A 23,316-nucleotide genomic window follows, 5' to 3' on the forward strand; every position below is an offset into this window, starting at 1 on the left:
CTTCTTGCTCCATTTGTGTTTCACGCCTGCGACCTCCGCACGCGCGCCTCGAGGTCTCCAAGGATCACGGTGGTCTCAGGGCCCGAGACGTAGGCAAGGACTCGCTCGGCCAGACGGCCGCGCTGCCACCAAGCGATGGTGTAGCCGGCCATGAAGCCAGCAAAGAGCACGACGAAGCCGGCACCGATGAGGATCTGATCGCGGATCATGCGGCACCGCCATTGAGCGAGCGGCGCTCCACCGGAAGGCCAAGGAATTCAGCGGCGCGAATGCCGGCTTCCATGCCGGTGGAGACCCCGCGATCGACGTAGACCACGACGGCCTGGACGCCGCCGCCGTACATCCACGCGTGCCCCGCATTAATGCCGTGTGCGCGCTCACTGCGGTCGTCGTCATTGAGGATGCCCGGCTGGGTGTAGAGCAGATGAGACGCGATCGGTGCCTCGCCGCGCAAAAGACTGTCGCGAATGCAGGCGCGGGCATAGTCAACATTGGCGGTGATATCGCCAGCAAACGGCGACTCCAGCACCACGCGACGCATCGCGTGCGGTGGGATTGTTTGATGCGGCAAGATCGTTGTCACGTTGGAACCCCCTGCTGTTGAAGTGATGCCGGCGCCACCAGCTGGGCCAGGAAGGCCCTGCCCTCGTCGGTGATGAGGATGCGATCGTCGGTCGTGCAGTGCGCGTACTCGCGCGCTCCGACTAGGTGGCGCCTCATTTCGGGATCGACGTTTCGCCAATTGCCTGCGGCGATCTCGATCAGCGCGATCTGCTCGGCCAGTTCATAGACATCGATCGGCAGACGCGTTTGCAGCGCGCCATCGACCACCTCGGGAGCCGGACAATCCAGCAGCGGCGCCGCCACATCAAACAGCGACATCTGCGGCGCGCGATATGGCTCGGTCAGAGCGGCCGGCGCTGGCGGTGCTAGGGAGTCGATCAACTCGCCCAGGCGCACCTTACCGGCTTCGCGCAGTTGCCATTGACCGCCGGAGAGATAAGCCATTTCGCGCGCGGCCCAATGTGGGCCGAGCACGTTCTGCATGGCGCCACGCTTTGGGTGACAGAAATCCGATAGGATGCGCAGCTGCTCCAGCTCGGCCAGCTCGAGCGCATCCAGCTCGGCAGGCTGCAGCCATTCGGAACCGGCGCGCTGATCGATGACGACGACCTCGCAGGCGTCATATGGCGGCTCCGCGACAGCCGCAGCGGCGCTGGCCCCGTCAGTTGCTTCCGCCGCGGCCGCCGCGGCCTCACCGGAAGGCTCCGGGAGATCCTTTGGCGGTGCCTCCTCCCCCGCCTGGTTACCCCAGAGGTCCCAGCCGGCAGGCGCCGGATTTCGCGGGTCGAAGCGCGCGAACATTTCGAGAGCTGGGACGTTGGCGCCGGCCATCTCAGCGATCATGCGCCGGTAATGCTGCGGCTTGGTGGAATGGCCGAGCGGCCGCGAGCGCTCGCGGTGGTTTGAGCCGAATTTTTTCTCCGGCTTCGGTAGGCCGTTGCCGCGCTTGAACATCAGCAGCAGCTCGTCCTGGTCGCGCACGAGGATGGCGCCGCCTCCCTCGTCGGGATGATCCTCGTCGGTTTTGGTCCAGACAAATGCGGTGGAATAGGCATCAAAGCCCCACGACTGCGCGACGGCCCAACCGAGCGGCAGCATGACCTTGGCGCGGACGATCTCACCGGTCTCGACGACCTCGACCTCTATCTCGACTTCGTGCAACGCGAAGGCGTGCGCGCGCGGGATCCAGAGGAACAGCCAAGCATCGGGCAGCACGCGCTCGGCGACCGGCAGCGCGCAGATCTCACGCCAGGACATGGTCGGGTAATGGTTCTCGTATGAGCGCGAGGTCACGCCCTGGTCGCGATGCCAGGGCGGATCCGCATAGATGACCGCGTATTTCCGCCCGGAGGGCAGCTCGGCGGACTTCGCCGAAAGCGCGATCGCCAGCTCGCGCCGGGCTTCGCGGCCCCGCTCCTCGGCACCGATCTTGTGCAGATCCATGGCGATGCGCCCAACACCGGCGCGCATCTGCTCGGCGTGCTGCTCAAGGGCTTGCTCGAAAGCCGCGGCGTCCATTGCCGCCAGGCGCTGTGCCTTCGAGGAAAGCTTGCGATCAATGCCGACCTCGGCCAGCGTCGGCCGCTCGTCCCGCTGTTCTGATTGAGAACCGCGGCGAAGCGCGCCACGGTTCATGCCTATTGTCTGCTTTTGCGCCGCGATTAGCTCGCCAAGGCGCCGCTCGGCCCGGAAGCGGATTTGAGCGGCCTGGATTTCAAGCGCCTTGTCGCCCGCGATGCGCATCGCATGCCGCATCGCCTCGGCCTGGTCGTGGATCGCCATGACCTCGTCGACCGCAACCGCCTCGGCCAGCGCCCTTCGCGCCGCTTCGTATCGCACCAGGGCGGTCAAAACGGGATCTCCTCGAGCTGAGGGCGCGCCGGCAGGCCGGCGAGCAAGTCCGCGAGGATTTGATCCAGGCTTGGCGCCTCACCGCGCGTGCGACGGTTGATGCTGTTGTCCCGTTTGGTCGACCAGCGTCGGTTGGCGCGCCGGTTATCGAGAGTTTGGCCGTTGATGTGGTCGACAACGTGGGCGGCCACGACTTCGCCATCGCGCGGATCGTTACGGATCTGAAGCTCGCGATGCATGCGGAGAGTGTCGCGCCGCTCGCCCGTGTTTCGCTTGGCGTAAAGGAAGCATTCCTTGCCGCGCCCGGCATGCCAAACGTTCCATTGCCACTGCGACAGCCATTCGAAATCGTCGGCGTCGACCAAGGTCCAGACCGGATCGCGCGATGACAGCCAGATCCGGCGCCACGGCGTCCAGGACAGGTCCGGCAAGTCGCGCTCGAAATCGACTGCGCGCGCCCCGATGATGTTGATCGGTGCGTACATCATTTGGACTTGCGCTCGTTCAGAAGTTCATCGTCCGGCGTGGCCATCGCCAGCGTGTTCCGCACGGCCTCTGCGAGCTGCGCCTGCAACTCGGCCTTGCTGGGGCCGGCGCGGTAGGTCACCGCGCCGATCATTGCGTTACGCATGAGGGCTCGACGCCGGGCGTGTTCGGTCGTCGTCATGATGCGACCTCGCCCTTCAACGAGGCGCCGGCAACCTCGAGCAGGCCGTCATCGGCGCGGTACGGTCGCTCCTGCCCGTAGGCGAGCACTGCCTTTGCATCCCAGCCGGGCGGCGCCGGCATCGGCAGGAATGGATCGCCCTGGTACAGGATGACTTTGGGGGTCTCGTCAGCGATGACGACGCGGACAGCGCCGACGATAACTTGCCGGTCGAGCCCGAACAGGATGGCGCGGGCCGCCCTCATTGGCGCTTGACCCAGCGAAAGCCGAACCCACCATCCTGTCGATGCAGAAAAGGCTGGAGGCCGACCAGGACAGCGAGGCCGGCGCCGGCGAGCAGCACGGCGGCTAGCATGACCAGGAAGCGCAGATCGTCGGGATTCGAAAGACGCGTGGCAGCTTCGGTCATGGCTCAATGCCCCTTTCGGCCTCGGCAAGACGGCGCTGCGCGGCCTCGACCGCAGCCCGCGCGGCTGCCAAGTTTTCGATGCGCCGGTGGCGCTTGACCCAGGTCTGACCCGACCCTTGGGTGAGCGCGCGAATGACGAGGTCGCCATGGGCCGAGGCAATCATCCGGGCGAGCGCTTCCCCGCTCGGCGCGCGGCTACCATCAAGCCAAAGCTCGGCTGGACGGACATCGCGAAGACCCGCCATGTCGGCCAGAACCTCGGCGGTTTTCTTCGGGAAATTCTTTCGGAATGTCAGCGCGATGGGCAAAAACCAGCGATCAACTGATCGGTCTTTGCCGATCGGTTGATCGGACCGGTGCTTTGACTGTTCGGAGCGGATGGGGCTCATGACGTCACCCGCTCGGGACGCGCGATGCCCTCAGGCCAAATCGCACCTCCGGGCCAGTTCTCGGAGAACCAGTCCATGACTTGGTCGTACTTCCGCGCCGTGAAGGTCTTCGAGCCATCCTGCAAATGATCGAAGAAGCGCCAATCTCCGGCAGCCAAGCGCCCCAGGGTGGGAAGCGTGAGCGGCCGAACGAAGCGAAACGCCTCGGCGACCGCGGTCAGGTTACGACTCAGCTCTTGCTCCATGCGTCGACGAATAGTCGGAAATTTCCGATTCGTCGACAAACAATCGTCGGAAACATCCCATTCGCTTTCGAACAAGGCGCGTCGGATATTTCCGCAATGGAAAAGAACGAACTCCGACAACGGATTAAGGCGCGCCTAGCCGAGCTGGGCCTCAGCCCCATTGAGGCCGCAAAAGCCATTCCTGGCCTGGAGCGGAATTACATCCGGGATTTTTTAGAGGGCAAGAAACAGTCCTTCAGCGCGGGAAAGCAGCCTTTGGTGGCCGCAGCCCTGCAATGGACCATCCCCGATCTCATCGGCCCCCCTCCCCGACGTAGCAGCCACGGCGCTCCGAAGCTTGCCATGGTCCCTCTGCTGGATCGGGTCACAGCTGGCCGTCTGCGAAGCCCGGCAAGTCAAATCCCCCTGGACGATGTACCTCTGCTGGCCTTTGCGGATCTCGGCCGCGGGGAGTTTTTTGCTTTGACAGTAGAGGGCGATTCCATGGACCGGTACTCGCCAGAGGGGTCCATCATCGTAGTCAACAAGGCCGAACGATCTCTGGTAAACGGGCGCTGCTATGTGTTTTCAGTCAAGGGCGAGACGACTTACAAGATGTGGCAAGGCGGCTCCAATCCGCACCTGGCGCCCTTCTCGACCAACCCCCTTAACAAACCGGTATTCTTTAAGGCCCGCGACCTGGAGGTTATTGGCAGGGTCAAACGGACAATTTTAGACCTCTAGACAGTTTTGTAGGAAATTTCCAACTTTACAGATTGACCGTCGGAAATTTCCGACGATATTGTTTCCCGTGAAACACTCTACGGGAGACTCACCTTGCCGCGTCGCACTTCGCCCCCCGCCGATCTAACCGCCTCCGAATTCGACGCCCAGCTGCGCCTCCACGGGTTCTTCCGATTGCCGGCCGAAGGTCAATTCGCGGACGTCCGCTTGAAGGGCTGTCCCCGCACGGGGCCGGTAATGCGCGGCAAGCGGATCAACCGCCAAGCCACCATGAGCGCCCTCCTCGCGGCCCGTAAGGCACGCCAGGACGCCGCCGCGGCCCAGGAGGCCGCTCAGGCCGAACGGGAGCGTGTGGCCGGCCTGATTGCCCCGCAGGCCATTCCTGGAGCCCGGGCGGGCCTTGAGGGGCCGGCAGCCATCGCCCAGCTTGCGGACGACTTCATCACCATCACCACTCGCAACGAGGGCGCCGCCTTGCCGGACCTGGTGCGGATGGGATGGCGGAAGTCTCAGATCTTTGAGCACGCCGATGCGGCACGTGCCCTGGCCTATTCCCGACAAAACGGAGCGGCCGCATGAGGCAATTAAGGCGGGCGCCACAACCTGTTCTGTCAAGTCAGAACGTCGTGCAGGGTCTTTTCAAAAAAGGGCAGAAGCTTTCCAGAAACCGAGAACGAAGCGCGATCAACCGCCCGACCGCACGTGCGCGCGACTTCGCGCTGGAGGCCCTACCCTTGAGGATCCGGTGCGCGCTCGAGGCGCCGCTGCTCGCCGCTCCGGCGTTCAGGGGCAGCTGACATGGCTCGGCGCCTCCCCGCCCACCTCTACACACACCTACGCCTGCTCAAACTCAGCCCCTTTGAGCGGGCCACGCGCGGCGGCTGGCGGTTCGGCACGCGGCGGATTGGCGACTCCCTCGTCGCCCGCCTGGTCGCCAGCGGCCGCGCGGAAGTGAGGGGCCAGCGGCTGCACCCCTGCGAACCGCCCCAGAGCCGCTCATGAATGCCCTTTCCCCCGCGCTCGAATCACATTTCGCCGCCTTCGTGACGATCGACGTTCCCCAGCTGGCGCGCCTCTTCCCGATGGACCGGAAAACCATCAAGCGCCATATTGACGCCGGCCGTCTGCCCGACCGGAGCAAGGGCTTGGGCCGGGACAAGCCGCGACGCTGTTTTACCCGCGCGGACATTGAGGCACTTTTGACAGGGGACCGAGGGGCATGTCCGTCTACCGCGACAAGCGCTCGCGCTACTTCCAATACGAGTTCCAGATCAAAGGTTATCGCTTTTACGGCTCGACAAAGTGCGACGATGAACGTGAGGCCGGCGAGGTCGAGAAGCAAAAGCGCGCCGAAGCCGGTCAGCAAGTCGCCCGCTGGATCGCCGAGCAGCGCGGCCCCCTGACGCTCGGCCGCGCGGCAGCGCGATGGTGGGACGAGCACGGCCAGCACCTATCCGACATCAAGATCAAAGCAGTACTCGATCGCCTAATCGCGATCATGGGCGGCGAGACGTTGCTGCACGCCATCAGCGACGACGACGTCAGTAAGATGGTCGCGGAGCGGCGCAAGGACAAGCGGCGGGATTCCACCGTCGAGATCGACGGCCGCAGCAAGATCATCTATCGGCCTATCACCCCACGCACGGTCAATCGCACGATCGACCTGTTGCGCCAGGTGATGTATCGCGCCCGCGACAACTGGAACGCCGCGCTCGGCAAGGTGCCGCTTTGGAAAAAGCACAAGCTCAAGGTTGAAAAGAAGCACACCCCGGAGCTAAGCGTCGCACAGGAAGCCGCGCTCGATCAGATCGAGGCCGGCGACTTCGATTATGCCGAGCTGCGCCGCTTCGGCACCATCATGAGCCTGCGCCTATCCAACTGGTTTCTGCGCTGGCCACAAGTCGACTTCGAGCTCGGCATCGTGCGCGTGATCGGCAAGGGCGGCAAGGCGATCACCAAGCCGCTGACGAAAGAGGCCTATGCGATGCTCTGGCGGCGCCGCGGCCACCATCCGGAATTCGTCTGGACCACGGTCTGCAAGAAGAAATGGCGCAACCCGCACAATCCCGACGACATTCGCGAGGTCGGCAAGCGCTACCCCATCACCAAGGATGGCTTCTCCTCGCACAAAGACCGCACTTGGCACAAAGCTGGCGTAGAGGCGCGCATCCACGATTTGCGGCACACTGGCGCGCGGCGCACCCTGCGCAAGACGCGCAATCTCAAGCTAGTGCAGACCATGCTGGACCATTCCGACATCAAGACCACGGCCGACTTTTACGCGGACGTGCTGATCGAGGATCTGCGCGCCGGCATGGAGGAGACGCACGGAGCCCGCGAGGTCGCGCGGGAGAAGCTGATCAATAAGGGTGGCGAATGAAAGTCAATGAGGAGACTGTCTCAATCTCCGCTTCTGTCTGTAGGCGGTGCTGCGTACTCTTAGCATTGATGTGGACATCTGCCGCCAGGGCTGATTTTTTCAACGGAAATGAGCTGCACACGTCATGCTCGTTTAACAATCAGTCCGGCATTAGCGCTTATGTGGCTGGCGTGTTCGATAAGACGTTGGCTGATCACGCCATCGCTAACTTTCACATACCGTCGTCCGAGATTGACAGAAACCCAAACCTTGGGTTTGTTTCTCGCGCCATAAAGCCGTTTTGTTTGCCGGAGACTGCGACGTTGAAGCAGGTTAAGGACGTTGTCTGCAAATGGCTCAACCAAAATCCAGCTCAACGGCACTTGTCGGGCGCACCCTTGGTGCAAACTGCACTCGCCGAAGCGTTCCCGTGCAAAAAGTAGTCCCTGAAAGCAAATGACTGGTAGCGGAGCTAATGATGGCTTTCGAACAAGAAGAATTAGATCCCGAGCTGATCGACATCCTACTGCAATCTCTCGCGGGTCTCTCGGCTATTGCAACCATGGCGTCCACCTTTTTGGATTTTCGGGATCGGCGCGATCGGCAACGCCACGAGATCGATGACAGCGTGCGGCAGCAACTCCGTCAACTGCGCCGGTCACTTGAAGATTGTGTTGAGGCTGTAAATGGGACCCTCAGAGTCCTTGAGCAGACGGTCACCAACAGCGAGGCCGTACTGGCACAGCAACCTCGATTTGGCCGAGGCATTAGGCTAGCGGACCAACCGTTCCACCAGGTGCAACGGTACCTACATGAGATTGATGCGGCCGTCTTGAACGTGCGACAATATGCTAGGCACGTTCAATCGAACTTGGTTGCCGCCAACTTGGATAGAACCGCCAATGTCACCTTCGACATCGACGCATTCGTGGGGGAACTCAACACCATACTTTTCCAGTCTCCGAGTTTCGCTGAGGCATTCAATCGCCTGCGGAGCCTGGCGAACCGAGCTGATGATTTCATCAACGACTTCGAACGGGCCCTGCGCAGAAACTAAGGATGATGCCGGCGGAGCGAAAGATTAGCCTCGGCCAGATGCGAAATCCGGAAGGCGGCCGCGGCGGCACGCGTGGCCTGCTGGTCTATTGCGGCGATTATCTTCGCTGCGGTCACATGGTCCGCTTGGCGGCCGCCGAAGTCGACCGCTGGGCGGACGAGATGCGTCTCTCCGACCTCGAGCCCCAATTGACCTGCAGCAAATGCGGCCATCGCGGCGCCGACGTGCGCCCGGATTTCGATCAGCCGCTGCGACGATGATGAATTCCTTCATCCCCGCAATCCACAGAGGCTGTGCAAAGGAAGGATAGCTCACTTGGCCCGTGAAGGCACGGATGCGCTGGAGTCACGGAGCATGGCAGATTTGCCGCCAACCGAGTCGCAATGGCGGTTCGGCCAGAGGGGACAGGAATCCGGGTCCTTTGACACAGGAACGTAAACCGGCCCTGCCCCCTCGGGCGCTACTCCCGCACGGTGATGACCAGGTCCGCACGATCTGGTCATCACCACCGGAGCAGCGGCACGGTAGCGAGCTGCAGATCGTTGTAAAGGGCCGGATCATTACCGACACCGAAACCCGCTAGGAAGCCCGTCCATGCGCCCAAGCGCCCCGGCGACGAGCACAGACAGCCCGGACGCCGAAATAACGCACCAGCGCGGCGCTGTGGGCCGCCTGTACACGGAAGCGGAAATGGCGGCTGCGCTAGTAAACCGCGACCGGCGCTGGTACCGGCTTGCTGCGCCACTATGCGAGCGACTATAGCGAGACGTTTGCGGTCTTCGTTCGCGAGCGGGTTCTGTGGGCTGACCTCGAGGATGAGAAGCGGATTGCGCGTCAGGCCGAGCGCGAGTCCCGGAGAAACCCCCGGAGCGCGCAGCTCGAGCGCGCTAAGCGTTTGTGGCTCAACGCTATTCGTCGGGGGAAATAAGTCGATCTGGCTAAGTCTAAATTGCGCAGCCGCCGCTTTGTGCTGATACCGGCGGGAGGCTCGCTATGACCACATCGCAGCAACAACGGCCGCGAGCAAGTGCTTCAGGCTAAGCCGAGACTTGCTTTGCGTCCGCCTCTTCGTGCAGGCGCTTCGCCAGGGCCTGATCAATCTTGATGAATTCGACAGCGACCTTAGCGAGCTTTCGCTTGACCTTGTCTTTTCCGGTGCCAGACGCGGCGCCGTGATACCAATTGAAGGTCGTAGGATCATGCTCAACCAGTGCGCCAGCTTCTCGCATCTGACCGATTGTCACGGATGCCGCCCCTACGGGGTCGCGGACTGCCGGATACATGCAGTCAGGATTTAGCCCATCGTGCGCCAAAACTTCCTCGAGATCCCCGGAAAGCTTCTTATCAGTGCTCGACGGACCAAACGCCTTTGAGGAGATCCTGTAGAAACCGCGCTCATCCCAAGAGACATGATAGGGCGACCGCAGTGCGCGGATAAACCGAAACTCAGGCTGCAACTTCGAAGAAGGCCATTTGCGTCGAAGCAGCAACATGAGGGGCATCGTGCAGACGCGAAGCAATCCAGGGCGCCCAACGATAAAAGAGAGCAAACGCTTCCTCGTCGTCACCGTCGAACTCCGCACCACTCGCATGATCCCGAACCCAGATCGACATTGACCCATCAGTGTCAATGTCGAGCTCCAGCTCACCACGTCGGGTGTGCCATTCGATTTGGAGACTGCCGTCACCGCCAGGTACAAGACGGGGCGCAACTAAGTCGCTCGCCCCGTCCTTGAGCGCGGTATCGACATAAAATAGCGCGCGAGCCAAAATCTCGGGAGAGATTGCCACGGAGCCAGGACCGTCCCAACCGGCTTTTAGTGCGGACACGCCGCGGGCGTTAGCTGCTAGCTGGTTAGCCCATAAGGTCGCGCGCCCCTCCTCGAGGCGAGAAGGTGGCGCAGCACCTGGAGGCGGTGGCGCAGCGTGAGAAGCATCGATCCACCCGAATCTGTCGCTCAGCGTGACCAATGGTTCCGGTGGCGGCAAATTCGCAGGATTCGCGAGCAAAATGCTCGTCAACGAACCGGCTAAAAATTGATTAATGGGCATCTGAAATCATCGCGCTCTGGTAGATCTCGCGAATCTTCGCATGAAGATCATTTATAATATGATTGCTTTCCTGACCATCTGCAACCGCCGCCATACCTGAGAAATTGAAGGTGAGAACGGGAATTGCCGGTGGCGCCTGAGCCAGCCCGACGGCAGCTCTTACGATTCCCCTCGGCGGCTCACCTTCCGGATCTTGGTAGACACGCTCGCCCCACTGCACGTTGAAGCCATGCACAAGGCGCCCCGCGGGCGGACCGAATCTCAAGATTTCCGAAATCCGTCTTTGCTTGCCGCCAACCTCCAGAGGCGCCGCGTTGAGATAATTGACCTCAACAAGTCGGTACAGCGGCCTGGCCCGGAAACGGCCCTCGACCCAATCCTCGACCCGCGAGCGCATTTCGGTCCATTGGGCCAGCATCGTTTCGAAGCCAGGATATTCTGCGGCTACACCGATCGGCTCGATTCGCGACCAGCCGAAAGCCAGCCTGTCGTTCTGTAGCTGCAATGTGTACCGACCATCGTGGGACCGCAGCAGCATTCGGGGAAGCATAGTTCCCATGCCGAACTCGATGGCCGGCATTTCGGGCGCGCCAATCGCCGGCATGTTGGCAGTGGTAAGTGGCGGCAATTCCTGGTGCAGAGGAAAGTCCGGAAATGAGCTAACCCAGTTAGCAAGGTCCATCACACCAAGCGGCAGCGGTGCCCGAAAATGAGCGGCCAAAATGAATTCTTGCAACGTCGTGGTGGCCGCGGGCGCGACACTTAGAGCCTGGACCATCGAAACTCTCCAATTCGTCGAACCAAAGCATTCCGCTTGGGCTACGGCAAGGACACTTGTGGACTACGCCTAACAGATGGAGACCGCTATAATGGCAGGACGGGCCGCCAACCGCCCGGAAACCCGCCATGAGGCCCGTCCATGCGCCCGAAGGACCTCGCCCCCACCGAGGTAGCCCCCCAACGCGAAATAACGCACCAGGAAGGCCCTGTGCAGGACTACGGCGCCCTCGAACTAGAGCTGAGGACGGCGGAGCGCGATTTGGCGCGAGACGAGCGAGACAGATACGCAAGGCTATTGGCGCACGTCAGCGAGGTCCTGCACGGATCATGGCCAGCCGAGGTCAAGGTTCGCAACCTGACGAGCTACCTGGACGGGTTGATCCCGGAGAAAACCCCGGAGCGCGGCGCGGGCGGCGGCTAAGTCTTTGCTGAGTAGCAGATTTTGCCTTCGCGCCCTGATTGTTTCTACTCCGCGGGTTGCAGGTTCGAGTCCTGCCGGGATCGCCAGCTCGTTGCCTCGCCGCCGCTCTTCACGAACGCGTGGGTAACCATATGCCGGCCTTTGAACGGCGCCGATCAGCCCTATCTAAGCGCCGGGTGAGACGCGCCCGATAGGTTTGGGAATGCAGCAATCCGAATTGACGAGAATGGCGATCGCATCTGCGGTCGCGGTCGTTGCGATCTCGTATTTGGCGGTCGACGCGGGCTTGGTGAGCACCAATGCGGTCACGAGGCCCATCAAGGTGGTCCAGGCCTCGATCCTTGGCGCCGCAACGGGACAACGTCAGCCTGCATTTGCAGTTGAGGACTGGGCGCGCCGCGGTCACGACAAGCCGCGACTCGAATATTGCCTGGCGGTCGACTGATCGACGCGCCCGCCCTCCGGTCTATCCACAGCCTGCCCGCTGATGACCCCGCCACCACCGCGCAATGGCCGCGGTGAGATCGTCCCACACCTCCGTCGGCAGGTCCGGCACCGCCACCCGGACGCTGTACTGGTCCGTCGTCGCGTCGTGAAACCACTCGGTCGCGGCGAAATCGAAGCCGAAGCTGCCGGCGTGGCGGATGGGAAAGCCCGCGCGGCGCAATTCGCAGCTCATGTCCTCGGCAGCCTGCCGTGCTGCCGCCTCGTCGAGCGCGCGCCTTCCGCGAAGAGTCACGTAGAGGCCGTGAGCGAAGCGAAGCTGAGCCGAGAGCGCCGGGATCTCGGCGGCAAAGCATCGCGCCGAGCTGCGGCCGTTGCGCAAGATCGCCGCCACGCGCCGCTTCGTCAGCGCCCAATACGCCGCGCTGCCCGCGAAGGGCGGGAAGTGGGCCGGCAATGCCGCGCCGCCGAGCAGCCGCACTGCGTTGCGCGTTTCGAACGCGAGACGTGACCATTCAGCGTCCCCTGCCCGCGGTGGACGCTCATGCCCGCGCACGAAGACGGCCGAGCCGAGGCGGCCATATTCCGCTCCGAGCGAATCGAGCTTGTTGTGGCTTCGCACCAGCACCAGCGCAATTCCGTGTCGCCTGGCCCACCCCACGACGCGCCTGATGCGGCCCGACCTGCCGGCGAAGCACGTCGTATCGAAAATCAGGAGATCGAGGCCCGAGCCGTCACAGCGCAGCACCGCCTCGATGGCGCCGGCGACGGAGCAGGAATCCAGCAGCAGGATCCGCGGCGAGCTCACCCGTGCAAGCGCATCGCCGAGCGGCAGCGGCAAGGGTTCGATCCGCAAATCCGGCATGAAGCTTCGGATCAGCTCCAGCGTCTCGCCATAGCAGCCTGGCAGCACCAGGATATCCGCCTTCGCGACGATCCGCGCGGAGGCGAGCAGCACCGCGGAGATCGCCGCCATCCCCGAGGCAGTGTAGATTGCCGTGCTCGTGCAGCCGCCGTCGAGCTCGTAGAACGACGGACCGCGTACCGTGAGATCGGCCCGCTGGTAGTCGTAACTGAACTCGAACGGCCCGCTGGCGGGATCGGCCGTGTGCGACCAGGCGGTCTCGGTCGCCTTCCACTCGTGTAATTCATGCTCCGCCCTGAGCGCGGCAGTGATCTGGAATTTGGACCTGACGACGTCATCGACGGAACGCGGCGACGCCAAATCGAGCGGGTTTCTCAGGCCGTCGTTCAACAGCCTGAGTTCCCAGTGCTTGCGTTCCAGATAGGCCCGAACGGTCTCCATCGCGCTTCTTGACAGATCCAATCAGGCGTCAACGTCCGGAAATCCCAACGGGTCCAACGTGCCTGCTGCAACGAACCGGCGCCTTCGCAGTTGAAGCCATGCAAGGAGGACAGCATGGCTGACATCAGAGAGCACATGAAGATCATCGGCAAGGACGGCGCACATGTCGGCACCGTCGATCGTCTCGAGGGCAACCGCATCAAGCTGACGCGCAAGGACAGCCCGGAAGGTCACAAGGACCATCATCACTACATCGACACGAAATATGTCGGCGCCGTCGAAGGCGACGTGGTCAAGCTGTCGGTGAATGCCGACGCCGTCCCGAAGACCGAAGCTGCGTAAAACACTGAGCCCCTGCGGGGGCTTTTTGTTTGTTCACGGTCCGACTCCGCTTCGTTCGCGAGTACGAATCGCGACTGCAATTCGATTGCGCGGAGCATTCGTTAACGATGACTTTCTGCGGAAGGTCGCTGCAATGCGATCGGATTTCAGCGCTGCGGATTGACCGGGAACGAATGCGCGATCCGCGCGTTGAATGACCGAACTGAGTGGTGCCGACCCGCCAGCCCCGGTCGGCTTTGAAGGACCCCGTGCTTGTCCCCCGAGCACGGGGTTTTTCTCATCTCAGCGCTCTCGGGCCAAAGGCCTGCGCCCGGCTGGATGCGAGGGGCCGGCTTGCTCATCGTGCAGATCGCGGGCGAGTTCGTGCCACGCCAGGGCCAGCTGGATCAGCCGTTGCCTGTCGGCACCCTCGGCCTCCGCTGCGCGCTTCATAGCGGCCTCGGCCTCATGTTGCGGATCGTACTCGGTGTACATGCGCAGACTCTAGCCGGCCATCTGGACGAGTGCGTGGCAATTTCGTCCGTATGATTGCGGGGTAACGACCAGCCTTCCTGCACCGGTCTGTGAACCACGTCACAGCCTGTCCGCGACATCTCCGCTAAACTACGTGTCCAGGCTTCATGGGTGATGTCCGGTCATGACACGCAAAGCAGCAACCGAAGTCATCGTCCCGAGGCAGCGACATCGCGCGAACCTGCTCGGCATCGCCTATCTCGGCACCATCGGCGTCGTCATGGTGGCCTGGATCGCGGGCCTGGTCTGGGCCTCGATCGCATTCTTCGATTGGCTCGTGTCCTGACCGACCAAGGCATTGGCCTGCCAGCTGATCGCCGTTTTAGAGCAGGTAGGGCAACGCCTGCGAGAGTTTAATTCCGCCGCAAACGATCATGGCCCAGAGCGCCACGCTGATCTGGATGGCATCCAGCATGCACCACATCCCCCGCGAATCATCCCGTCATTTTTCTTTGAAATTGACGTGAGGGGGCGACGAGCACCAGAGCCAATTCATAGCAACCGCCGGCGTGCAAAAGGATGAGGCGGGCCCGAAGCCCGCCTCCAATGGTCCGATCCTGCCTGCAAAACTCAATAGCAGGCGCGGGGATCGGCCTGCACATATTGGCCGTTCGGATAGCGGTAGTAGCAGGTGCCCTGCGCCCAGTAATAGCCGGGCTGGGACGCCGCGGTCGCGCCAGCAATCGCGCCCGTCGCGCCGCCAAGAACCGCGCCTGCGGCGGCCCCGGTTGCATTGCCCGAGATCAGTCCGCCCAGCAGGCCGCCGACGAGCGCGCCGCCGAGCGCGCTGGCGCCGGGATCGGCCGGCGGTGGCGGCGGCGGAGGTGGCGGTGCATAGGCCACCGGAGGCCGGGCGTAGACCACCGGCACGTCGTCGATATAGTCCTCTGAAATGTAGGCGGGCGGGCCGGCCATACGCTGCGGATAATAATACCAGACGCCGCCAACGTCCCACCACCAGCCGGATCGGCCATGGCGGACGTCGTGGCGCCAGCGTCCACCCTCCCAGGCAAGGTTGCCGCGATAGGTGTGCCCACCCCAATCACGTGTGGGAGCAGGACCGCGCGCGACGTGACTTCCGGGCGGCGGGCCCCCGGCGTTGTGACCCGCATGGGGCTGACCGCCGGGCTGCGCAGGCCTGGTCGCTTGCTGCGGCGGAGGGCCCTTGCGCATGGGCGGATTGGCCTGTGGCGGCGCGCCTGCTGCCGGCCCGGCCGGCGGTTGGAAGACCTCTTGCCGGGACCTGGCCTCTTGCGCCTGCGCCGACAGCGCGAGCAGCGACGTGGCCGAAACCAAGGGAATGAAGATCTTCAGATGTTTGGACGCACTCATGCGTGCTCGCCCCCTGCTCTCATGGCCGTGAATCCCGGGCGCGATCGGCGAATCGCCGCGCGCCGGGCTGATGCCGGCCGAAATCACTGCCCTGCTTGATCGGCTAAGTCCCGTTACAAATGATTAAGATCAGGGCATTTTTTCGGCCCCATGGCCATGCTGTAGAGCGCGCCTAGCGAGCCGGCTCGATCACATTGCAATTGCTTCGCCCGGACATCAGACAATCCTGCATCTTGCTGGCTGCCGTCAGATCCCGGGCAAGCCACCAGCCGACGCCGAGGATCACGACCGCGATGATCAATCCTGCCAGCGCGCCGCGGCGGTCGCCGCCGGACGGAGGCTTGGGCTGACGGTTCGGTCGAGGATGGGGCTCCTCGCCCGGTTCGGATCTGGACTCTGGCTTCGACATGGCCGCCTGGTCACGCTGGCGCGCTGGCTTTACCACCTCTGCGGCGTCGCGTCACATCCGGATCGTCCGGCCCAATTCAGCCCCGGGTCTGCTGGATTGCATCCTTGCGCAAGGTTTCGACCGCCGGAATTGCCTCCTGAACGCGCGGTGCGCAGCTCGTGAGCACGAATGCGGTCTGGGTGCATTCCCAATCCGCTCCCAGCACGGCACTTTCGATGGGCTGCGGACGAGCCAGCAGCAGCGCGGCGCCGGCCACGCCTGCCAGGGCGACGGCAATCGCGAGCGCCTTCAGGCTTGGTCTTGAGATTGTCATGCCCGTGCTCCGTCTCGTACGGGGCGGACGCTAGGCGTCGCCCATGTGCTCCCTTATGAGGGACATCACAATTCGGCAGTTTTTTCGGGCTACGAGAGATCGTCGGGGGGCGATTTTTCGTTGACCTGATCGGCTGCGATTATGGGTGGCTTCGCGACGCGCGCCGATGTACACGCTTCTGCGTCGCGTGGCGCCTGCTATGCCCAGCCGACTTACCAACAGGCACCGATGTAGGATCGAAAGCGAGGAAGACAAGGCTCGTCGATGAGTGGATTCAGGGAACCCGGCTTTGCAGACCGGCAAAAGGCGGCGCAGGACGCCCGCAAAAATCTTTTGAACAAGTTCAAGTCGCAGCCGGGGCCGGATGATCCCGCGGTGGCGGCGAAGCGCGCCGAGCGTGAGGCCCTCGCGGCCAAGCGCGCCGAGGCAAAGGCCGCGCGCGAGGCCGAAAAGGCTGAGCAGAAGCGCCTCGAGGAAGAGGCCAAGGCAGCCGAAGCTGCGCGGATCGCGCGGGAAGCCGAGGAAGCCGCCGAGAAGCAGGCTGCGCTCGAGGCCGAGCAGAAGGCCAAGCGCGATGCGCGCTACGCCGCCCGCAAGGCTAAGCGCAAGTAAAACGCGCTGGTCACGTTCAATTGAACTTGAACTGAGCCATCATTCCGGCGGCCTCAAATGCCGCCGGAATTCGAGAGGACGCGGCCCGCCCAAGGGGCGTTGCGCGATGACGACCCGGGATCAGTTCTTCTTCATCATCCCGTCGTCCTTTTTCATGCCGTCCTTCGACATGTGATCCTTCTTCATGCCGTCGTCCTTGGACATGTGGTCCTTCTTCATCATGCCGTCCTTGGACATCGTGTCCTTTTTCATCATGCCATCATCCTTGCCCATCTTGTCCTGAGCAAAGGCGGCCGGCGCAAACGCGAGGCCTAGCGAGAGAGCGGCAGCCGAGACGCCGAGCACGATGCGGGTGCGAATGGTCATGGTTCATCTTCCTTCGTGATTTGTTTGTCAGCGACGGACGCCGCTATCCTGTCTCGACGGATAGCCGTGTGGCGTTGTTACGCTGACCATCGATAAATTTCTGCGGCCAGCCGCCCTCGTTGATTGGCGAGCCCGCATGGATCGGATGTGCTGCAGCGCAGCACAACCGGCACTTGCCGCGGCACTCTGTCTCGAACTATCAGATGAAAGACCATCGGATGGAGACCGGCTTGGATTGGCCCCGGTCGCGAAGAACCCAGTTCAAATCACCTCTGCCAAAAACACTCCGAGAAACGCCCAAAGAAACGCCCAAGGGGATTACATCATGTTCACGCGCCGCCATCTGCTCGCGACCGCCGTCGCGGCACCTGCCATTCTCCGCTTCGGCACCGGCACCGCGCAGGCCGCGACCACGCTGAAGATCTCGCATCAGTTCCCAGGCGGCACTATCGACAAGGGCGATTTCCGCGACCGGCTGTGCCGCATGTTCGCTGCCGAAGTGAGTAAGCGCAGCAATGGCGACATTGCCGCCGAGATCTATCCGAACTCCTCGCTGATCAAGACCAACGCGCAGTTCTCCGCCATGCGCAAGGGCGCGCTCGACATCAGCCTCTATCCGATGCCCTATGCCGGCGGCGAAGTGCCGGAGACCAATATCGGCCTGATGCCGGGCCTCGTGACCAACTACGACCAGGGTCTGCGCTGGAAGAAGGAGCCCGTCGGCAAGGCGCTGACCGACTTCCTGGCCGACAAGGGCATCATCCTGCTCACCTGGGTCTGGCAGGCCGGCGGCGTTGCCAGCCGTTCCAAGCCGATCGTCGCCCCGGAGGACGCCAAGGGCCTCAAGGTGCGCGGCGGCTCGCGCGAGATGGACATGGTGCTGCAGACCGCCGGCGCCTCGGTGTTGTCGGTCCCGTCGAACGAGATCTACGCGGCGATGCAGACCGGCGCCTGCGATGCCGGCATCACCTCCTCGACGAGCCTGATCTCGTTCCGCCTGGAAGAGGTCGCGAAGTCGCTGACCTCGGGCGCGGGCGCCTCCTATTGGTTCATGCTCGAGCCGCTGATGATGTCGAAGGCGATCTTCGACAAGCTGCCGAAGAACCATCAGGACATCCTGCTCGCGGTCGGCACCGAGCTCGAAGCCTTCGGCCGCAAGGGCGCGCAGGATGACGACGTCGAGGTCGCCAAGGTCTATGAGAAGGCCGGGGCCAAGGTCTCGGCGCTCGACGCCGCCACCGTCGGAAAATGGCGCGACATCGCCCGCGACACCGCGTGGAAGGACTACAGCGCCAAGACCGCGACCGCCGCAAACCTGCTCAAGCTCGCCATCGACGTCGCAGCATGAGCCACGGTCCGCTTCCGGATCGTGACGACCGGACGAGCGTTGCCGCGGGGACCGGCCCTGCGGCGGCGATCGATCGCGGTCTCGCCGTCCTCAACAGCATCATCGTCGTGTTCGCCGCGATCGCACTTGTCGCGGCCTGTGCAATCCTGAGCTACAGCGTGCTCAGCCGCGCGCTGTACAAGGCCGCGAACTATTGGCAGGACGAAGCCGCCGTGTTCCTGCTGGTCGGCGCGACCTTCATGACGGCGGCCTATGTGCAGCAGAACCGCGGTCATATCGGCATCGAGGCCTTCGTCGGCCTGCTCTCGCCATTCGCGAACCAGGTCCGACTCTGGCTGGTCGATGCCGCCACGTTCCTGTTCTGCGCCTTCTTCACCTGGAAGTCGTGGACACTGGCGCACGAAGCCTATGTCGACGGCCAGGTCTCCAACTCGATGTGGTCGCCGCCGCTCGCCATCCCCTACTCGCTGATGGCGCTTGGGATGAGCCTGCTCTGCCTCCAGATCCTCGTGCAGCTTGCGCTGCCCTTCACCGGAGCCAAGCGGCCATGAGCGTTTTCGGCATCGGCCTCGCCTACGGCATCGTGACGCTGCTCGTGATGTTCTCGGGCATGCCCATTGCGTTCGCGCTCGGCGCGGTCGCGGTGGTGTTCATGGCCATATTCATGCCCTCGGCCTCGCTCGATACGGTGACGCAGAACGTCTACGAGGAGATGGCCTCGATCACGCTGTTGTCGATCCCGCTTTTCATCCTGAAGGGCGCGGCGATCGGCAAGTCGCGCGCGGGCCAGGACCTCTATTCGGCGCTGCATGCCTGGCTGCATCGCGTGCCCGGTGGGCTCGGCGTCGCCAACGTGTTCGCCTGCGCGCTGTTCGCGGCGATGGCGGGCTCGAGCCCAGCGACCTGCTCGGCCATCGGCTCGGCCGGTATCCCCGAGATGCGCAAGCGCGGCTATTCCGGCGGCTTTGCCGCTGGCATCATCGCCGCCGGCGGTACGCTCGGAATTCTGTTGCCGCCCTCCATCACGATGATCCTGTTCGCGGTCGCCGCCGAAAAGTCGCTGGGACGGCTGTTCCTCGCCGGCATCGGGCCGGGCCTGCTGCTGGTCACGCTGTTCGGCATCTATGCCGTCATCCGCTTCCGCCAGGAATATGCTGCGGCCGAAGCGGTTTACAAGAACGGCGGGCCGGAGGCTGCGATCCTGACCCGCGACGAGTACACGCTCGCCGAACGCTTCAGCGTGCTGCCGCGCGTGATCCCCTTCGTGCTGCTGCTCACCGGCGTCATGGTCGCGCTCTATGGCGGCTATGCCACGCCGTCGGAGACCGCCGGCCTCGGCGGCCTCCTGGCGCTGGCGCTGATCGCTGCGATCTACAGCGTGTGGCGGCCGAGCGACCTCGCGCCGATCATGAAGTCGACGATCCGGGAATCGACCATGCTGATGATGATTATCGGCATGTCGCTGCTCTATTCCTACGTGATGAGCTATCTGCACATCTCGCAATCGGTCGCCGAATCCATCGTCGCGATGCATCTGCCGCGCTGGGAGCTGCTGTTCGCGATCCTCATCATGGTCGTGGTGCTCGGCTTCTTCCTGCCGCCGGTCTCGATCATCCTGATGACGGCACCGATCATCCTGCCGCCGCTCCGCGCCGCCAATTTCGACATCATCTGGTTCGGCGTCGTCATGACCATCGTGATGGAGATGGGGCTGATTCATCCGCCGGTCGGCCTCAACATCTTCGTCATCCGCAACGTCGCGCCCGATATTCCCCTGCGCGAGGTGATCTGGGGTACGCTGCCCTTCGTGCTCTTGATGATGCTTGCAGTGCTGCTGCTGTGCCTGGTGCCGGGGATTTCGACCTGGCTGCCGGACCTCGTGATGGGGCCGGACGGGAGCAGGTAGAAGCGATCGCCGGCCTGTAGGGTGGATTAGCCGAAGGCGTAATCCACGTCTTCTGTCGCAGCGGAGACGAACAGCGGTGGGTTACGACTTCGGCTAACCCACCCTACGATTTCTCCTTCCGCCGCGACTTCGGCGCGTTCGCCACCACCTGCAGCAGGTCTTTGCGCACGGCTTCGATGTGCCGCTCCAGGAAGCGGCAGGCCTCCTCTACTTTCTGCGCACGACAGAGCGCGATCAGATGGGCGTGCTCCTTCTCGGCAATGCCCATCGACTTGGTGTTGGAGAGTTGTAGCCGCGTGTAGCGGTCGCTGGTCTGCAGCAGCGACAGCACGATCGCGCGCGTGCGCGGCTGCGGGGCGTGGACGTAGAGCGCCATGTGGAAGTCGGCATTGAGCTGGCCCCATTCACTGACGTTGCGCGCCTTGATCGCCTTCTCGAAGCTCCGGTGGATGTCGTCGAGCCCATCGAAATCCTGCGTGGCGAAGTGCGGCGCCGACTGCGCCAGCAGTCGCGGCTCCAGGATACGACGGAGGTCGAACACGTCGTTGATCTCGTCCAACGACAGCTCCGAGACGATGGCGCCCTTCTGCGGCACGATCCGCACCAAGCCTTCCGCCTCGAGCTGGAACAGCGCCTCGCGCACCGGGATGCGGCTGACGCCATAGGCTTCGCCCAGCGCGTCCTGGCGCAGCTGCGATCCGGCCGGATAGGAGCCGTCGAGGATTGCCTGGCGGAGCTGGTCGACGATCGCAGCCGACAGGGTGCGATGCTTCAGAGGCTGTTTCATCTGATCGTCCGTTGTCCTTCCCGACTCGTGCGGCCGACGCGGTCCCTGTCTTGCATGTCGAGCTGTCCGGCAAAAGCCGGGGCGCCACAAGCATAATGCCCAGCAAACGCGCGCCCTGCCGCCGAAATGACCGCAAACTCCGTTTGACTCCCAAAATGTATAAATTATACATTTGGCAATCGCACGACAAATCTTCAGGGGGTTGGGGCCTCTTTCATGATCGAGCAGACCATGCCGGCCACGCGCGCACTCAGCCTCCAACGCATGATCGTCCGGATGTCGAGTGCCCTGCTGGCCTGCGAGCGGCTCGCGCTGATGGGCCTGATGTACCTGCTCACCGGACTGATCCTGGTGAATGTCGTCACCCGCTACTCGCATTTCCCGATCTACTGGATCGATGAATCCGCCGTCTATTGCGTGGTCTGGCTGACCTTCATCGGGGCATCCGCGATGACGCGGCTGCGGCTCGATTTTGCCGTGTCCATGCTGACGGAGCGACTTTCCGCTCAGCACCAGAAATTTGCAAAAGTGATCTCGACCGGCCTCGTCGTGGTGTTCGGCGTCGCCCTGATCGTCACCTGCGTGCTCTGGATGGACCCGGTCGGCCTCGCCCGCGCCGGCTTCGACGGGCGCAAGCTTGCCGCCGAGACCTTCAACTTCCTCTACACCGAGCGCACGCAGACGCTGAATTGGCCGACCTGGGTGCTCTATCTGACGCTGCCGATCTTCGCGGTGTCGATGACCGTTCATGGTCTCGCCAACTTGCTTGAAGATCTCGAGCTGGTCCCGCGCACGCCGCCGAAGGGCTTCCAGCTCTCCGAGCTCGACGGGGTCAATTGATGATCACGTCAGCAGCCTTCATGGCCTTCATGCTGGTCGGCGTACCGATTGGCCTCTGTCTCTGCCTCGCCGGCCTCGTCTACATCGCCGCCTCGGGCAACCCGGTGCTGTTCCAATCCTATCCGCTGCAGCTGTTCGGCGGCGTCGACAGCTACGGCCTGATCGCGATCCCGCTCTTCATCCTGATCGGCGAGATCATGAATGGCGGCGGCATCACGCGGCGCATCGTCGACATGGCGATGGCCTTCGTCGGCTCGCTCAAGGGTGGGCTCGCCTACGTCAACATCCTCGCCAACATGTTCATCTCGTCCATCCTGGGATCGGCGACCGCGCAGGTCGCGATCATGGCGCAGATCATGGTCCCCGAGATGGAGAAGAAGGGCTACGACAAGACCTTCGCGGCCGGCCTGACCGCCTATGGCGGCATGCTCGGCCCGATCATCCCACCCTCGGTGATGTTCGTGGTCTACAGCGTGCTGGCGCAGGTCTCGGTCAGCGACATGCTGATCGCCGGCATCGTCCCGGGCGTCATCCTCACCGTGATGTTCTGCCTCGTCATCGCGCTGATGGGCTACATCTACAACTATCCGCGCGCGGACTACCAGACGCCGCGCCAGCGCGTCATGACCATCCTGCGGACCTCGCCGACGCTGCTGATCCCGATCGTCATCGTCGGCACCATCCTCGGCGGCCTCGCCAATGCGACGGAATCCGCGGCCGTCGGCGCGGTGGCTGCGGCCGTGGTCGGAAAGTTCTGGACCAAGGAATTCAAGTTCTCGCAGCTGCCGCAGATGATGCTGCGCAGCGCGATCTATTCGGCGATCGTGCTGTTTCTGGTCGCAGCCGCCGCGGTGTTCTCCTGGGTGCTGATCTTCGGCAAGGTGCCGCAGGAGACCGCCGCCTGGATCCAGACCGTCGCCAAGGATCCGGTCAGCTTCATGCTGATCTGCAACGTCATCCTGCTGCTGATCGGCACGGTGATCGACGGCATTCCCGGCCTGATCATGACGGTGCCGATCCTGCTGCCGGTCGCAACCGAGATCTATCACATCGACCCCCGGCAATTCGGCGTCGTCGTGGTGATCAACCTCGTGCTCGGCCTTTTGTCGCCGCCGGTCGGGCTTTGCTTCTTCGTCGCGGCCGCCGTCACCGGCGCCAAGCCCGGCAGGATGTTCATGGTGACGCTGCCCTTCTTCGTCATCGCCTGCATCCTCCTGGTGCTGCTCTCGCTGTACCCATCGCTCTCGCTGATCCTCGTCAAATAGGCCCAAAGGAGTCCCA

At 63.2% G+C, this 23,316-nt stretch carries 34 protein-coding genes; 15 read left to right on the top strand and 19 right to left on the bottom strand.

The genetic code is table 11. The features are described 5' to 3' along the window. Positions 1 to 20: 20 nt before the first annotated feature. The 9 genes from I6F24_RS07990 to I6F24_RS08030 form a co-directional block, all read right to left on the bottom strand. Positions 21 to 209, bottom strand: a complete 189-nt coding sequence (locus I6F24_RS07990; RefSeq protein WP_225149610.1) for a hypothetical protein — start codon at positions 207 to 209, stop codon at positions 21 to 23. After that, positions 206 to 583 carry a hypothetical protein gene (locus I6F24_RS07995; protein ID WP_225149609.1) on the bottom strand — a complete coding sequence of 126 codons (378 nt, stop codon included), beginning with the start codon at positions 581 to 583 and terminating at the stop codon, positions 206 to 208. The genes I6F24_RS07990 and I6F24_RS07995 overlap by 4 nt, the downstream gene beginning before the upstream one ends. Then, entirely contained in the window at positions 580 to 2,307 is a 1,728-nt protein-coding gene (locus I6F24_RS08000) for a hypothetical protein (protein ID WP_225149608.1), read from the bottom strand. The genes I6F24_RS07995 and I6F24_RS08000 overlap by 4 nt, the downstream gene beginning before the upstream one ends. Positions 2,308 to 2,411: 104 nt before the next feature. Beyond that, the gene (locus tag I6F24_RS08005) at positions 2,412 to 2,903 is read right to left on the bottom strand and encodes an HNH endonuclease (protein ID WP_225149607.1); all 492 of its coding nucleotides are present in this window, start codon (positions 2,901 to 2,903) and stop codon (positions 2,412 to 2,414) included. After that, entirely contained in the window at positions 2,900 to 3,082 is a 183-nt protein-coding gene (locus I6F24_RS08010) for a hypothetical protein (protein ID WP_225149606.1), read from the bottom strand. The genes I6F24_RS08005 and I6F24_RS08010 overlap by 4 nt, the downstream gene beginning before the upstream one ends. Further along, positions 3,079 to 3,327: a hypothetical protein gene (locus I6F24_RS08015; protein WP_225149605.1), complete on the bottom strand. Its 249-nt coding sequence runs from the start codon at positions 3,325 to 3,327 to the stop codon at positions 3,079 to 3,081. Before I6F24_RS08015 ends, I6F24_RS08010 begins: the two co-directional genes overlap by 4 nt. Next, the gene (locus I6F24_RS08020) at positions 3,324 to 3,491 is read right to left on the bottom strand and encodes a hypothetical protein (RefSeq protein ID WP_225149604.1); all 168 of its coding nucleotides are present in this window, start codon (positions 3,489 to 3,491) and stop codon (positions 3,324 to 3,326) included. Before I6F24_RS08020 ends, I6F24_RS08015 begins: the two co-directional genes overlap by 4 nt. Next, on the bottom strand, positions 3,488 to 3,880 hold the full coding sequence (locus tag I6F24_RS08025; RefSeq protein ID WP_225149603.1) for a hypothetical protein: 393 nt from the start codon (positions 3,878 to 3,880) through the stop codon (positions 3,488 to 3,490). The genes I6F24_RS08020 and I6F24_RS08025 overlap by 4 nt, the downstream gene beginning before the upstream one ends. Continuing rightward, a complete protein-coding gene (locus I6F24_RS08030) occupies positions 3,877 to 4,200 on the bottom strand; it encodes a hypothetical protein (protein ID WP_225149602.1) in 324 nt (107 codons plus the stop codon). The genes I6F24_RS08025 and I6F24_RS08030 overlap by 4 nt, the downstream gene beginning before the upstream one ends. A gap of 21 nt (positions 4,201 to 4,221) precedes the next feature. On the opposite strand from I6F24_RS08030, the gene I6F24_RS08035 reads away from it, so the two are divergent. From I6F24_RS08035 to I6F24_RS08060, 5 genes are all read left to right on the top strand, one after another. After that, a complete protein-coding gene (locus I6F24_RS08035) occupies positions 4,222 to 4,848 on the top strand; it encodes a S24 family peptidase (RefSeq protein WP_225149601.1) in 627 nt (208 codons plus the stop codon). Positions 4,849 to 4,941: 93 nt separating this feature from the next. Continuing rightward, entirely contained in the window at positions 4,942 to 5,427 is a 486-nt protein-coding gene (locus I6F24_RS08040) for a phospholipase (RefSeq protein ID WP_225149600.1), read from the top strand. A 640-nt stretch (positions 5,428 to 6,067) separates the two neighbouring features. Continuing rightward, positions 6,068 to 7,228, top strand: a complete 1,161-nt coding sequence (locus tag I6F24_RS08045; RefSeq protein WP_225149599.1) for a tyrosine-type recombinase/integrase — start codon at positions 6,068 to 6,070, stop codon at positions 7,226 to 7,228. A 457-nt stretch (positions 7,229 to 7,685) separates the two neighbouring features. Then, positions 7,686 to 8,264, top strand: a complete 579-nt coding sequence (locus tag I6F24_RS08055; RefSeq protein WP_225156217.1) for a hypothetical protein — start codon at positions 7,686 to 7,688, stop codon at positions 8,262 to 8,264. A gap of 2 nt (positions 8,265 to 8,266) precedes the next feature. Then, positions 8,267 to 8,524 (top strand): hypothetical protein, encoded by a 258-nt coding sequence (locus tag I6F24_RS08060; protein WP_346656902.1) that lies wholly within the window; start codon positions 8,267 to 8,269, stop codon positions 8,522 to 8,524. A 777-nt stretch (positions 8,525 to 9,301) separates the two neighbouring features. Here I6F24_RS08060 and I6F24_RS08065 read toward each other — a convergent pair. From I6F24_RS08065 to I6F24_RS08075, 3 genes are all read right to left on the bottom strand, one after another. Then, on the bottom strand, positions 9,302 to 9,757 hold the full coding sequence (locus I6F24_RS08065; protein ID WP_225149597.1) for a hypothetical protein: 456 nt from the start codon (positions 9,755 to 9,757) through the stop codon (positions 9,302 to 9,304). Next, positions 9,711 to 10,055, bottom strand: a complete 345-nt coding sequence (locus tag I6F24_RS08070) for a hypothetical protein (RefSeq protein ID WP_225156219.1) — start codon at positions 10,053 to 10,055, stop codon at positions 9,711 to 9,713. Before I6F24_RS08070 ends, I6F24_RS08065 begins: the two co-directional genes overlap by 47 nt. 250 nt (positions 10,056 to 10,305) lie before the next feature. Beyond that, complete coding sequence (locus I6F24_RS08075; protein WP_225149595.1) at positions 10,306 to 11,094, bottom strand: TIGR04255 family protein; 789 nt, start codon at positions 11,092 to 11,094, stop codon at positions 10,306 to 10,308. 210 nt (positions 11,095 to 11,304) lie between these two features. On the opposite strand from I6F24_RS08075, the gene I6F24_RS08080 reads away from it, so the two are divergent. Further along, positions 11,305 to 11,517 (top strand): hypothetical protein, encoded by a 213-nt coding sequence (locus tag I6F24_RS08080; protein WP_225149594.1) that lies wholly within the window; start codon positions 11,305 to 11,307, stop codon positions 11,515 to 11,517. A 226-nt stretch (positions 11,518 to 11,743) separates the two neighbouring features. Continuing rightward, the gene (locus tag I6F24_RS08085) at positions 11,744 to 11,962 is read left to right on the top strand and encodes a hypothetical protein (RefSeq protein ID WP_225112821.1); all 219 of its coding nucleotides are present in this window, start codon (positions 11,744 to 11,746) and stop codon (positions 11,960 to 11,962) included. A 21-nt stretch (positions 11,963 to 11,983) separates the two neighbouring features. On the opposite strand, the gene I6F24_RS08090 is transcribed toward I6F24_RS08085, so the two are convergent. Further along, positions 11,984 to 13,267, bottom strand: a complete 1,284-nt coding sequence (locus I6F24_RS08090) for a hypothetical protein (protein WP_035999576.1) — start codon at positions 13,265 to 13,267, stop codon at positions 11,984 to 11,986. Positions 13,268 to 13,381: 114 nt separating this feature from the next. Here I6F24_RS08090 and I6F24_RS08095 point away from each other — a divergent pair, with 114 nt between their 5' ends. Then, positions 13,382 to 13,609: a DUF2171 domain-containing protein gene (locus tag I6F24_RS08095; protein WP_025036201.1), complete on the top strand. Its 228-nt coding sequence runs from the start codon at positions 13,382 to 13,384 to the stop codon at positions 13,607 to 13,609. Between the two features lie 282 nt (positions 13,610 to 13,891). On the opposite strand, the gene I6F24_RS08100 is transcribed toward I6F24_RS08095, so the two are convergent. Further along, a complete protein-coding gene (locus I6F24_RS08100) occupies positions 13,892 to 14,083 on the bottom strand; it encodes a hypothetical protein (RefSeq protein WP_074447952.1) in 192 nt (63 codons plus the stop codon). Between the two features lie 163 nt (positions 14,084 to 14,246). Between I6F24_RS08100 and I6F24_RS08105 the strand changes: the two genes are divergently transcribed. Then, the gene (locus I6F24_RS08105) at positions 14,247 to 14,408 is read left to right on the top strand and encodes a hypothetical protein (protein WP_225149593.1); all 162 of its coding nucleotides are present in this window, start codon (positions 14,247 to 14,249) and stop codon (positions 14,406 to 14,408) included. A 284-nt stretch (positions 14,409 to 14,692) separates the two neighbouring features. Here the strand turns inward: I6F24_RS08105 and I6F24_RS08110 are convergent, their stop codons facing one another. The 3 genes from I6F24_RS08110 to I6F24_RS08120 all read right to left on the bottom strand — a co-directional run bounded on the left by I6F24_RS08110 (position 14,693) and on the right by I6F24_RS08120 (position 16,176). Beyond that, on the bottom strand, positions 14,693 to 15,454 hold the full coding sequence (locus tag I6F24_RS08110) for a hypothetical protein (RefSeq protein WP_225149592.1): 762 nt from the start codon (positions 15,452 to 15,454) through the stop codon (positions 14,693 to 14,695). A 172-nt stretch (positions 15,455 to 15,626) separates the two neighbouring features. Continuing rightward, complete coding sequence (locus I6F24_RS08115; RefSeq protein ID WP_057029336.1) at positions 15,627 to 15,863, bottom strand: hypothetical protein; 237 nt, start codon at positions 15,861 to 15,863, stop codon at positions 15,627 to 15,629. A 76-nt stretch (positions 15,864 to 15,939) separates the two neighbouring features. Beyond that, on the bottom strand, positions 15,940 to 16,176 hold the full coding sequence (locus I6F24_RS08120) for a hypothetical protein (protein ID WP_035999592.1): 237 nt from the start codon (positions 16,174 to 16,176) through the stop codon (positions 15,940 to 15,942). A gap of 264 nt (positions 16,177 to 16,440) precedes the next feature. Here I6F24_RS08120 and I6F24_RS08125 point away from each other — a divergent pair, with 264 nt between their 5' ends. Beyond that, complete coding sequence (locus I6F24_RS08125) at positions 16,441 to 16,788, top strand: DUF6481 family protein (RefSeq protein WP_036027966.1); 348 nt, start codon at positions 16,441 to 16,443, stop codon at positions 16,786 to 16,788. 120 nt (positions 16,789 to 16,908) lie between these two features. Here the strand turns inward: I6F24_RS08125 and I6F24_RS08130 are convergent, their stop codons facing one another. Next, a complete protein-coding gene (locus tag I6F24_RS08130; protein WP_035999609.1) occupies positions 16,909 to 17,154 on the bottom strand; it encodes a pentapeptide MXKDX repeat protein in 246 nt (81 codons plus the stop codon). A 325-nt stretch (positions 17,155 to 17,479) separates the two neighbouring features. Here I6F24_RS08130 and dctP point away from each other — a divergent pair, with 325 nt between their 5' ends. From dctP to I6F24_RS08145, 3 genes are read left to right on the top strand one after another with little or no spacing between them, the layout of a single operon-like run. Then, entirely contained in the window at positions 17,480 to 18,502 is a 1,023-nt protein-coding gene (dctP, locus tag I6F24_RS08135; protein WP_225125469.1) for a TRAP transporter substrate-binding protein DctP, read from the top strand. Continuing rightward, positions 18,499 to 19,053, top strand: a complete 555-nt coding sequence (locus I6F24_RS08140; protein ID WP_035999618.1) for a TRAP transporter small permease — start codon at positions 18,499 to 18,501, stop codon at positions 19,051 to 19,053. The genes dctP and I6F24_RS08140 overlap by 4 nt, the downstream gene beginning before the upstream one ends. Beyond that, positions 19,050 to 20,408, top strand: coding sequence for a TRAP transporter large permease (locus I6F24_RS08145; protein WP_225149591.1), 1,359 nt, complete (start codon positions 19,050 to 19,052; stop codon positions 20,406 to 20,408). Before I6F24_RS08140 ends, I6F24_RS08145 begins: the two co-directional genes overlap by 4 nt. A 103-nt stretch (positions 20,409 to 20,511) precedes the next feature. Here I6F24_RS08145 and I6F24_RS08150 read toward each other — a convergent pair whose 3' ends face one another. Then, positions 20,512 to 21,195, bottom strand: coding sequence for a GntR family transcriptional regulator (locus I6F24_RS08150; protein WP_225149590.1), 684 nt, complete (start codon positions 21,193 to 21,195; stop codon positions 20,512 to 20,514). Between the two features lie 231 nt (positions 21,196 to 21,426). On the opposite strand from I6F24_RS08150, the gene I6F24_RS08155 reads away from it, so the two are divergent. Together I6F24_RS08155 and I6F24_RS08160 are read left to right on the top strand one after the other, a co-directional pair. After that, entirely contained in the window at positions 21,427 to 22,035 is a 609-nt protein-coding gene (locus tag I6F24_RS08155) for a TRAP transporter small permease (RefSeq protein ID WP_225149747.1), read from the top strand. Next, positions 22,035 to 23,300 (top strand): TRAP transporter large permease, encoded by a 1,266-nt coding sequence (locus I6F24_RS08160; RefSeq protein WP_225140745.1) that lies wholly within the window; start codon positions 22,035 to 22,037, stop codon positions 23,298 to 23,300. Before I6F24_RS08155 ends, I6F24_RS08160 begins: the two co-directional genes overlap by 1 nt. Positions 23,301 to 23,316 lie beyond the last annotated feature (16 nt).

The organism is Bradyrhizobium sp. BRP23 (assembly GCF_020194135.1).
GTDB classification, from domain to species: Bacteria; Pseudomonadota; Alphaproteobacteria; order Rhizobiales; family Xanthobacteraceae; genus Bradyrhizobium; species Bradyrhizobium yuanmingense.

What these genes read in the sequence shown, in the direction of transcription:
- I6F24_RS07990 (WP_225149610.1), bottom strand. Translation starts at nt 209, where the DNA reads ATGATCCGCGATCAGATCCTCATCGGTGCCGGCTTCGTCGTGCTCTTT.
- I6F24_RS08000 (WP_225149608.1), bottom strand. Translation starts at nt 2,307, where the DNA reads ATGCGCATCGCGGGCGACAAGGCGCTTGAAATCCAGGCCGCTCAAATC.
- I6F24_RS08005 (WP_225149607.1), bottom strand. Translation starts at nt 2,903, where the DNA reads ATGATGTACGCACCGATCAACATCATCGGGGCGCGCGCAGTCGATTTC.
- I6F24_RS08010 (WP_225149606.1), bottom strand. Translation starts at nt 3,082, where the DNA reads ATGACGACGACCGAACACGCCCGGCGTCGAGCCCTCATGCGTAACGCA.
- I6F24_RS08015 (WP_225149605.1), bottom strand. Translation starts at nt 3,327, where the DNA reads ATGAGGGCGGCCCGCGCCATCCTGTTCGGGCTCGACCGGCAAGTTATC.
- I6F24_RS08020 (WP_225149604.1), bottom strand. Translation starts at nt 3,491, where the DNA reads ATGACCGAAGCTGCCACGCGTCTTTCGAATCCCGACGATCTGCGCTTC.
- I6F24_RS08025 (WP_225149603.1), bottom strand. Translation starts at nt 3,880, where the DNA reads ATGAGCCCCATCCGCTCCGAACAGTCAAAGCACCGGTCCGATCAACCG.
- I6F24_RS08035 (WP_225149601.1), top strand. Translation starts at nt 4,222, where the DNA reads ATGGAAAAGAACGAACTCCGACAACGGATTAAGGCGCGCCTAGCCGAG.
- I6F24_RS08045 (WP_225149599.1), top strand. Translation starts at nt 6,068, where the DNA reads ATGTCCGTCTACCGCGACAAGCGCTCGCGCTACTTCCAATACGAGTTC.
- I6F24_RS08055 (WP_225156217.1), top strand. Translation starts at nt 7,686, where the DNA reads ATGGCTTTCGAACAAGAAGAATTAGATCCCGAGCTGATCGACATCCTA.
- I6F24_RS08060 (WP_346656902.1), top strand. Translation starts at nt 8,267, where the DNA reads ATGATGCCGGCGGAGCGAAAGATTAGCCTCGGCCAGATGCGAAATCCG.
- I6F24_RS08065 (WP_225149597.1), bottom strand. Translation starts at nt 9,757, where the DNA reads ATGTTGCTGCTTCGACGCAAATGGCCTTCTTCGAAGTTGCAGCCTGAG.
- I6F24_RS08075 (WP_225149595.1), bottom strand. Translation starts at nt 11,094, where the DNA reads ATGGTCCAGGCTCTAAGTGTCGCGCCCGCGGCCACCACGACGTTGCAA.
- I6F24_RS08085 (WP_225112821.1), top strand. Translation starts at nt 11,744, where the DNA reads ATGGCGATCGCATCTGCGGTCGCGGTCGTTGCGATCTCGTATTTGGCG.
- I6F24_RS08090 (WP_035999576.1), bottom strand. Translation starts at nt 13,267, where the DNA reads ATGGAGACCGTTCGGGCCTATCTGGAACGCAAGCACTGGGAACTCAGG.
- I6F24_RS08095 (WP_025036201.1), top strand. Translation starts at nt 13,382, where the DNA reads ATGGCTGACATCAGAGAGCACATGAAGATCATCGGCAAGGACGGCGCA.
- I6F24_RS08100 (WP_074447952.1), bottom strand. Translation starts at nt 14,083, where the DNA reads ATGTACACCGAGTACGATCCGCAACATGAGGCCGAGGCCGCTATGAAG.
- I6F24_RS08105 (WP_225149593.1), top strand. Translation starts at nt 14,247, where the DNA reads ATGACACGCAAAGCAGCAACCGAAGTCATCGTCCCGAGGCAGCGACAT.
- I6F24_RS08110 (WP_225149592.1), bottom strand. Translation starts at nt 15,454, where the DNA reads ATGAGTGCGTCCAAACATCTGAAGATCTTCATTCCCTTGGTTTCGGCC.
- I6F24_RS08115 (WP_057029336.1), bottom strand. Translation starts at nt 15,863, where the DNA reads ATGTCGAAGCCAGAGTCCAGATCCGAACCGGGCGAGGAGCCCCATCCT.
- I6F24_RS08120 (WP_035999592.1), bottom strand. Translation starts at nt 16,176, where the DNA reads ATGACAATCTCAAGACCAAGCCTGAAGGCGCTCGCGATTGCCGTCGCC.
- I6F24_RS08125 (WP_036027966.1), top strand. Translation starts at nt 16,441, where the DNA reads ATGAGTGGATTCAGGGAACCCGGCTTTGCAGACCGGCAAAAGGCGGCG.
- I6F24_RS08130 (WP_035999609.1), bottom strand. Translation starts at nt 17,154, where the DNA reads ATGACCATTCGCACCCGCATCGTGCTCGGCGTCTCGGCTGCCGCTCTC.
- dctP (WP_225125469.1), top strand. Translation starts at nt 17,480, where the DNA reads ATGTTCACGCGCCGCCATCTGCTCGCGACCGCCGTCGCGGCACCTGCC.
- I6F24_RS08140 (WP_035999618.1), top strand. Translation starts at nt 18,499, where the DNA reads ATGAGCCACGGTCCGCTTCCGGATCGTGACGACCGGACGAGCGTTGCC.
- I6F24_RS08145 (WP_225149591.1), top strand. Translation starts at nt 19,050, where the DNA reads ATGAGCGTTTTCGGCATCGGCCTCGCCTACGGCATCGTGACGCTGCTC.
- I6F24_RS08150 (WP_225149590.1), bottom strand. Translation starts at nt 21,195, where the DNA reads ATGAAACAGCCTCTGAAGCATCGCACCCTGTCGGCTGCGATCGTCGAC.
- I6F24_RS08155 (WP_225149747.1), top strand. Translation starts at nt 21,427, where the DNA reads ATGCCGGCCACGCGCGCACTCAGCCTCCAACGCATGATCGTCCGGATG.
- I6F24_RS08160 (WP_225140745.1), top strand. Translation starts at nt 22,035, where the DNA reads ATGATCACGTCAGCAGCCTTCATGGCCTTCATGCTGGTCGGCGTACCG.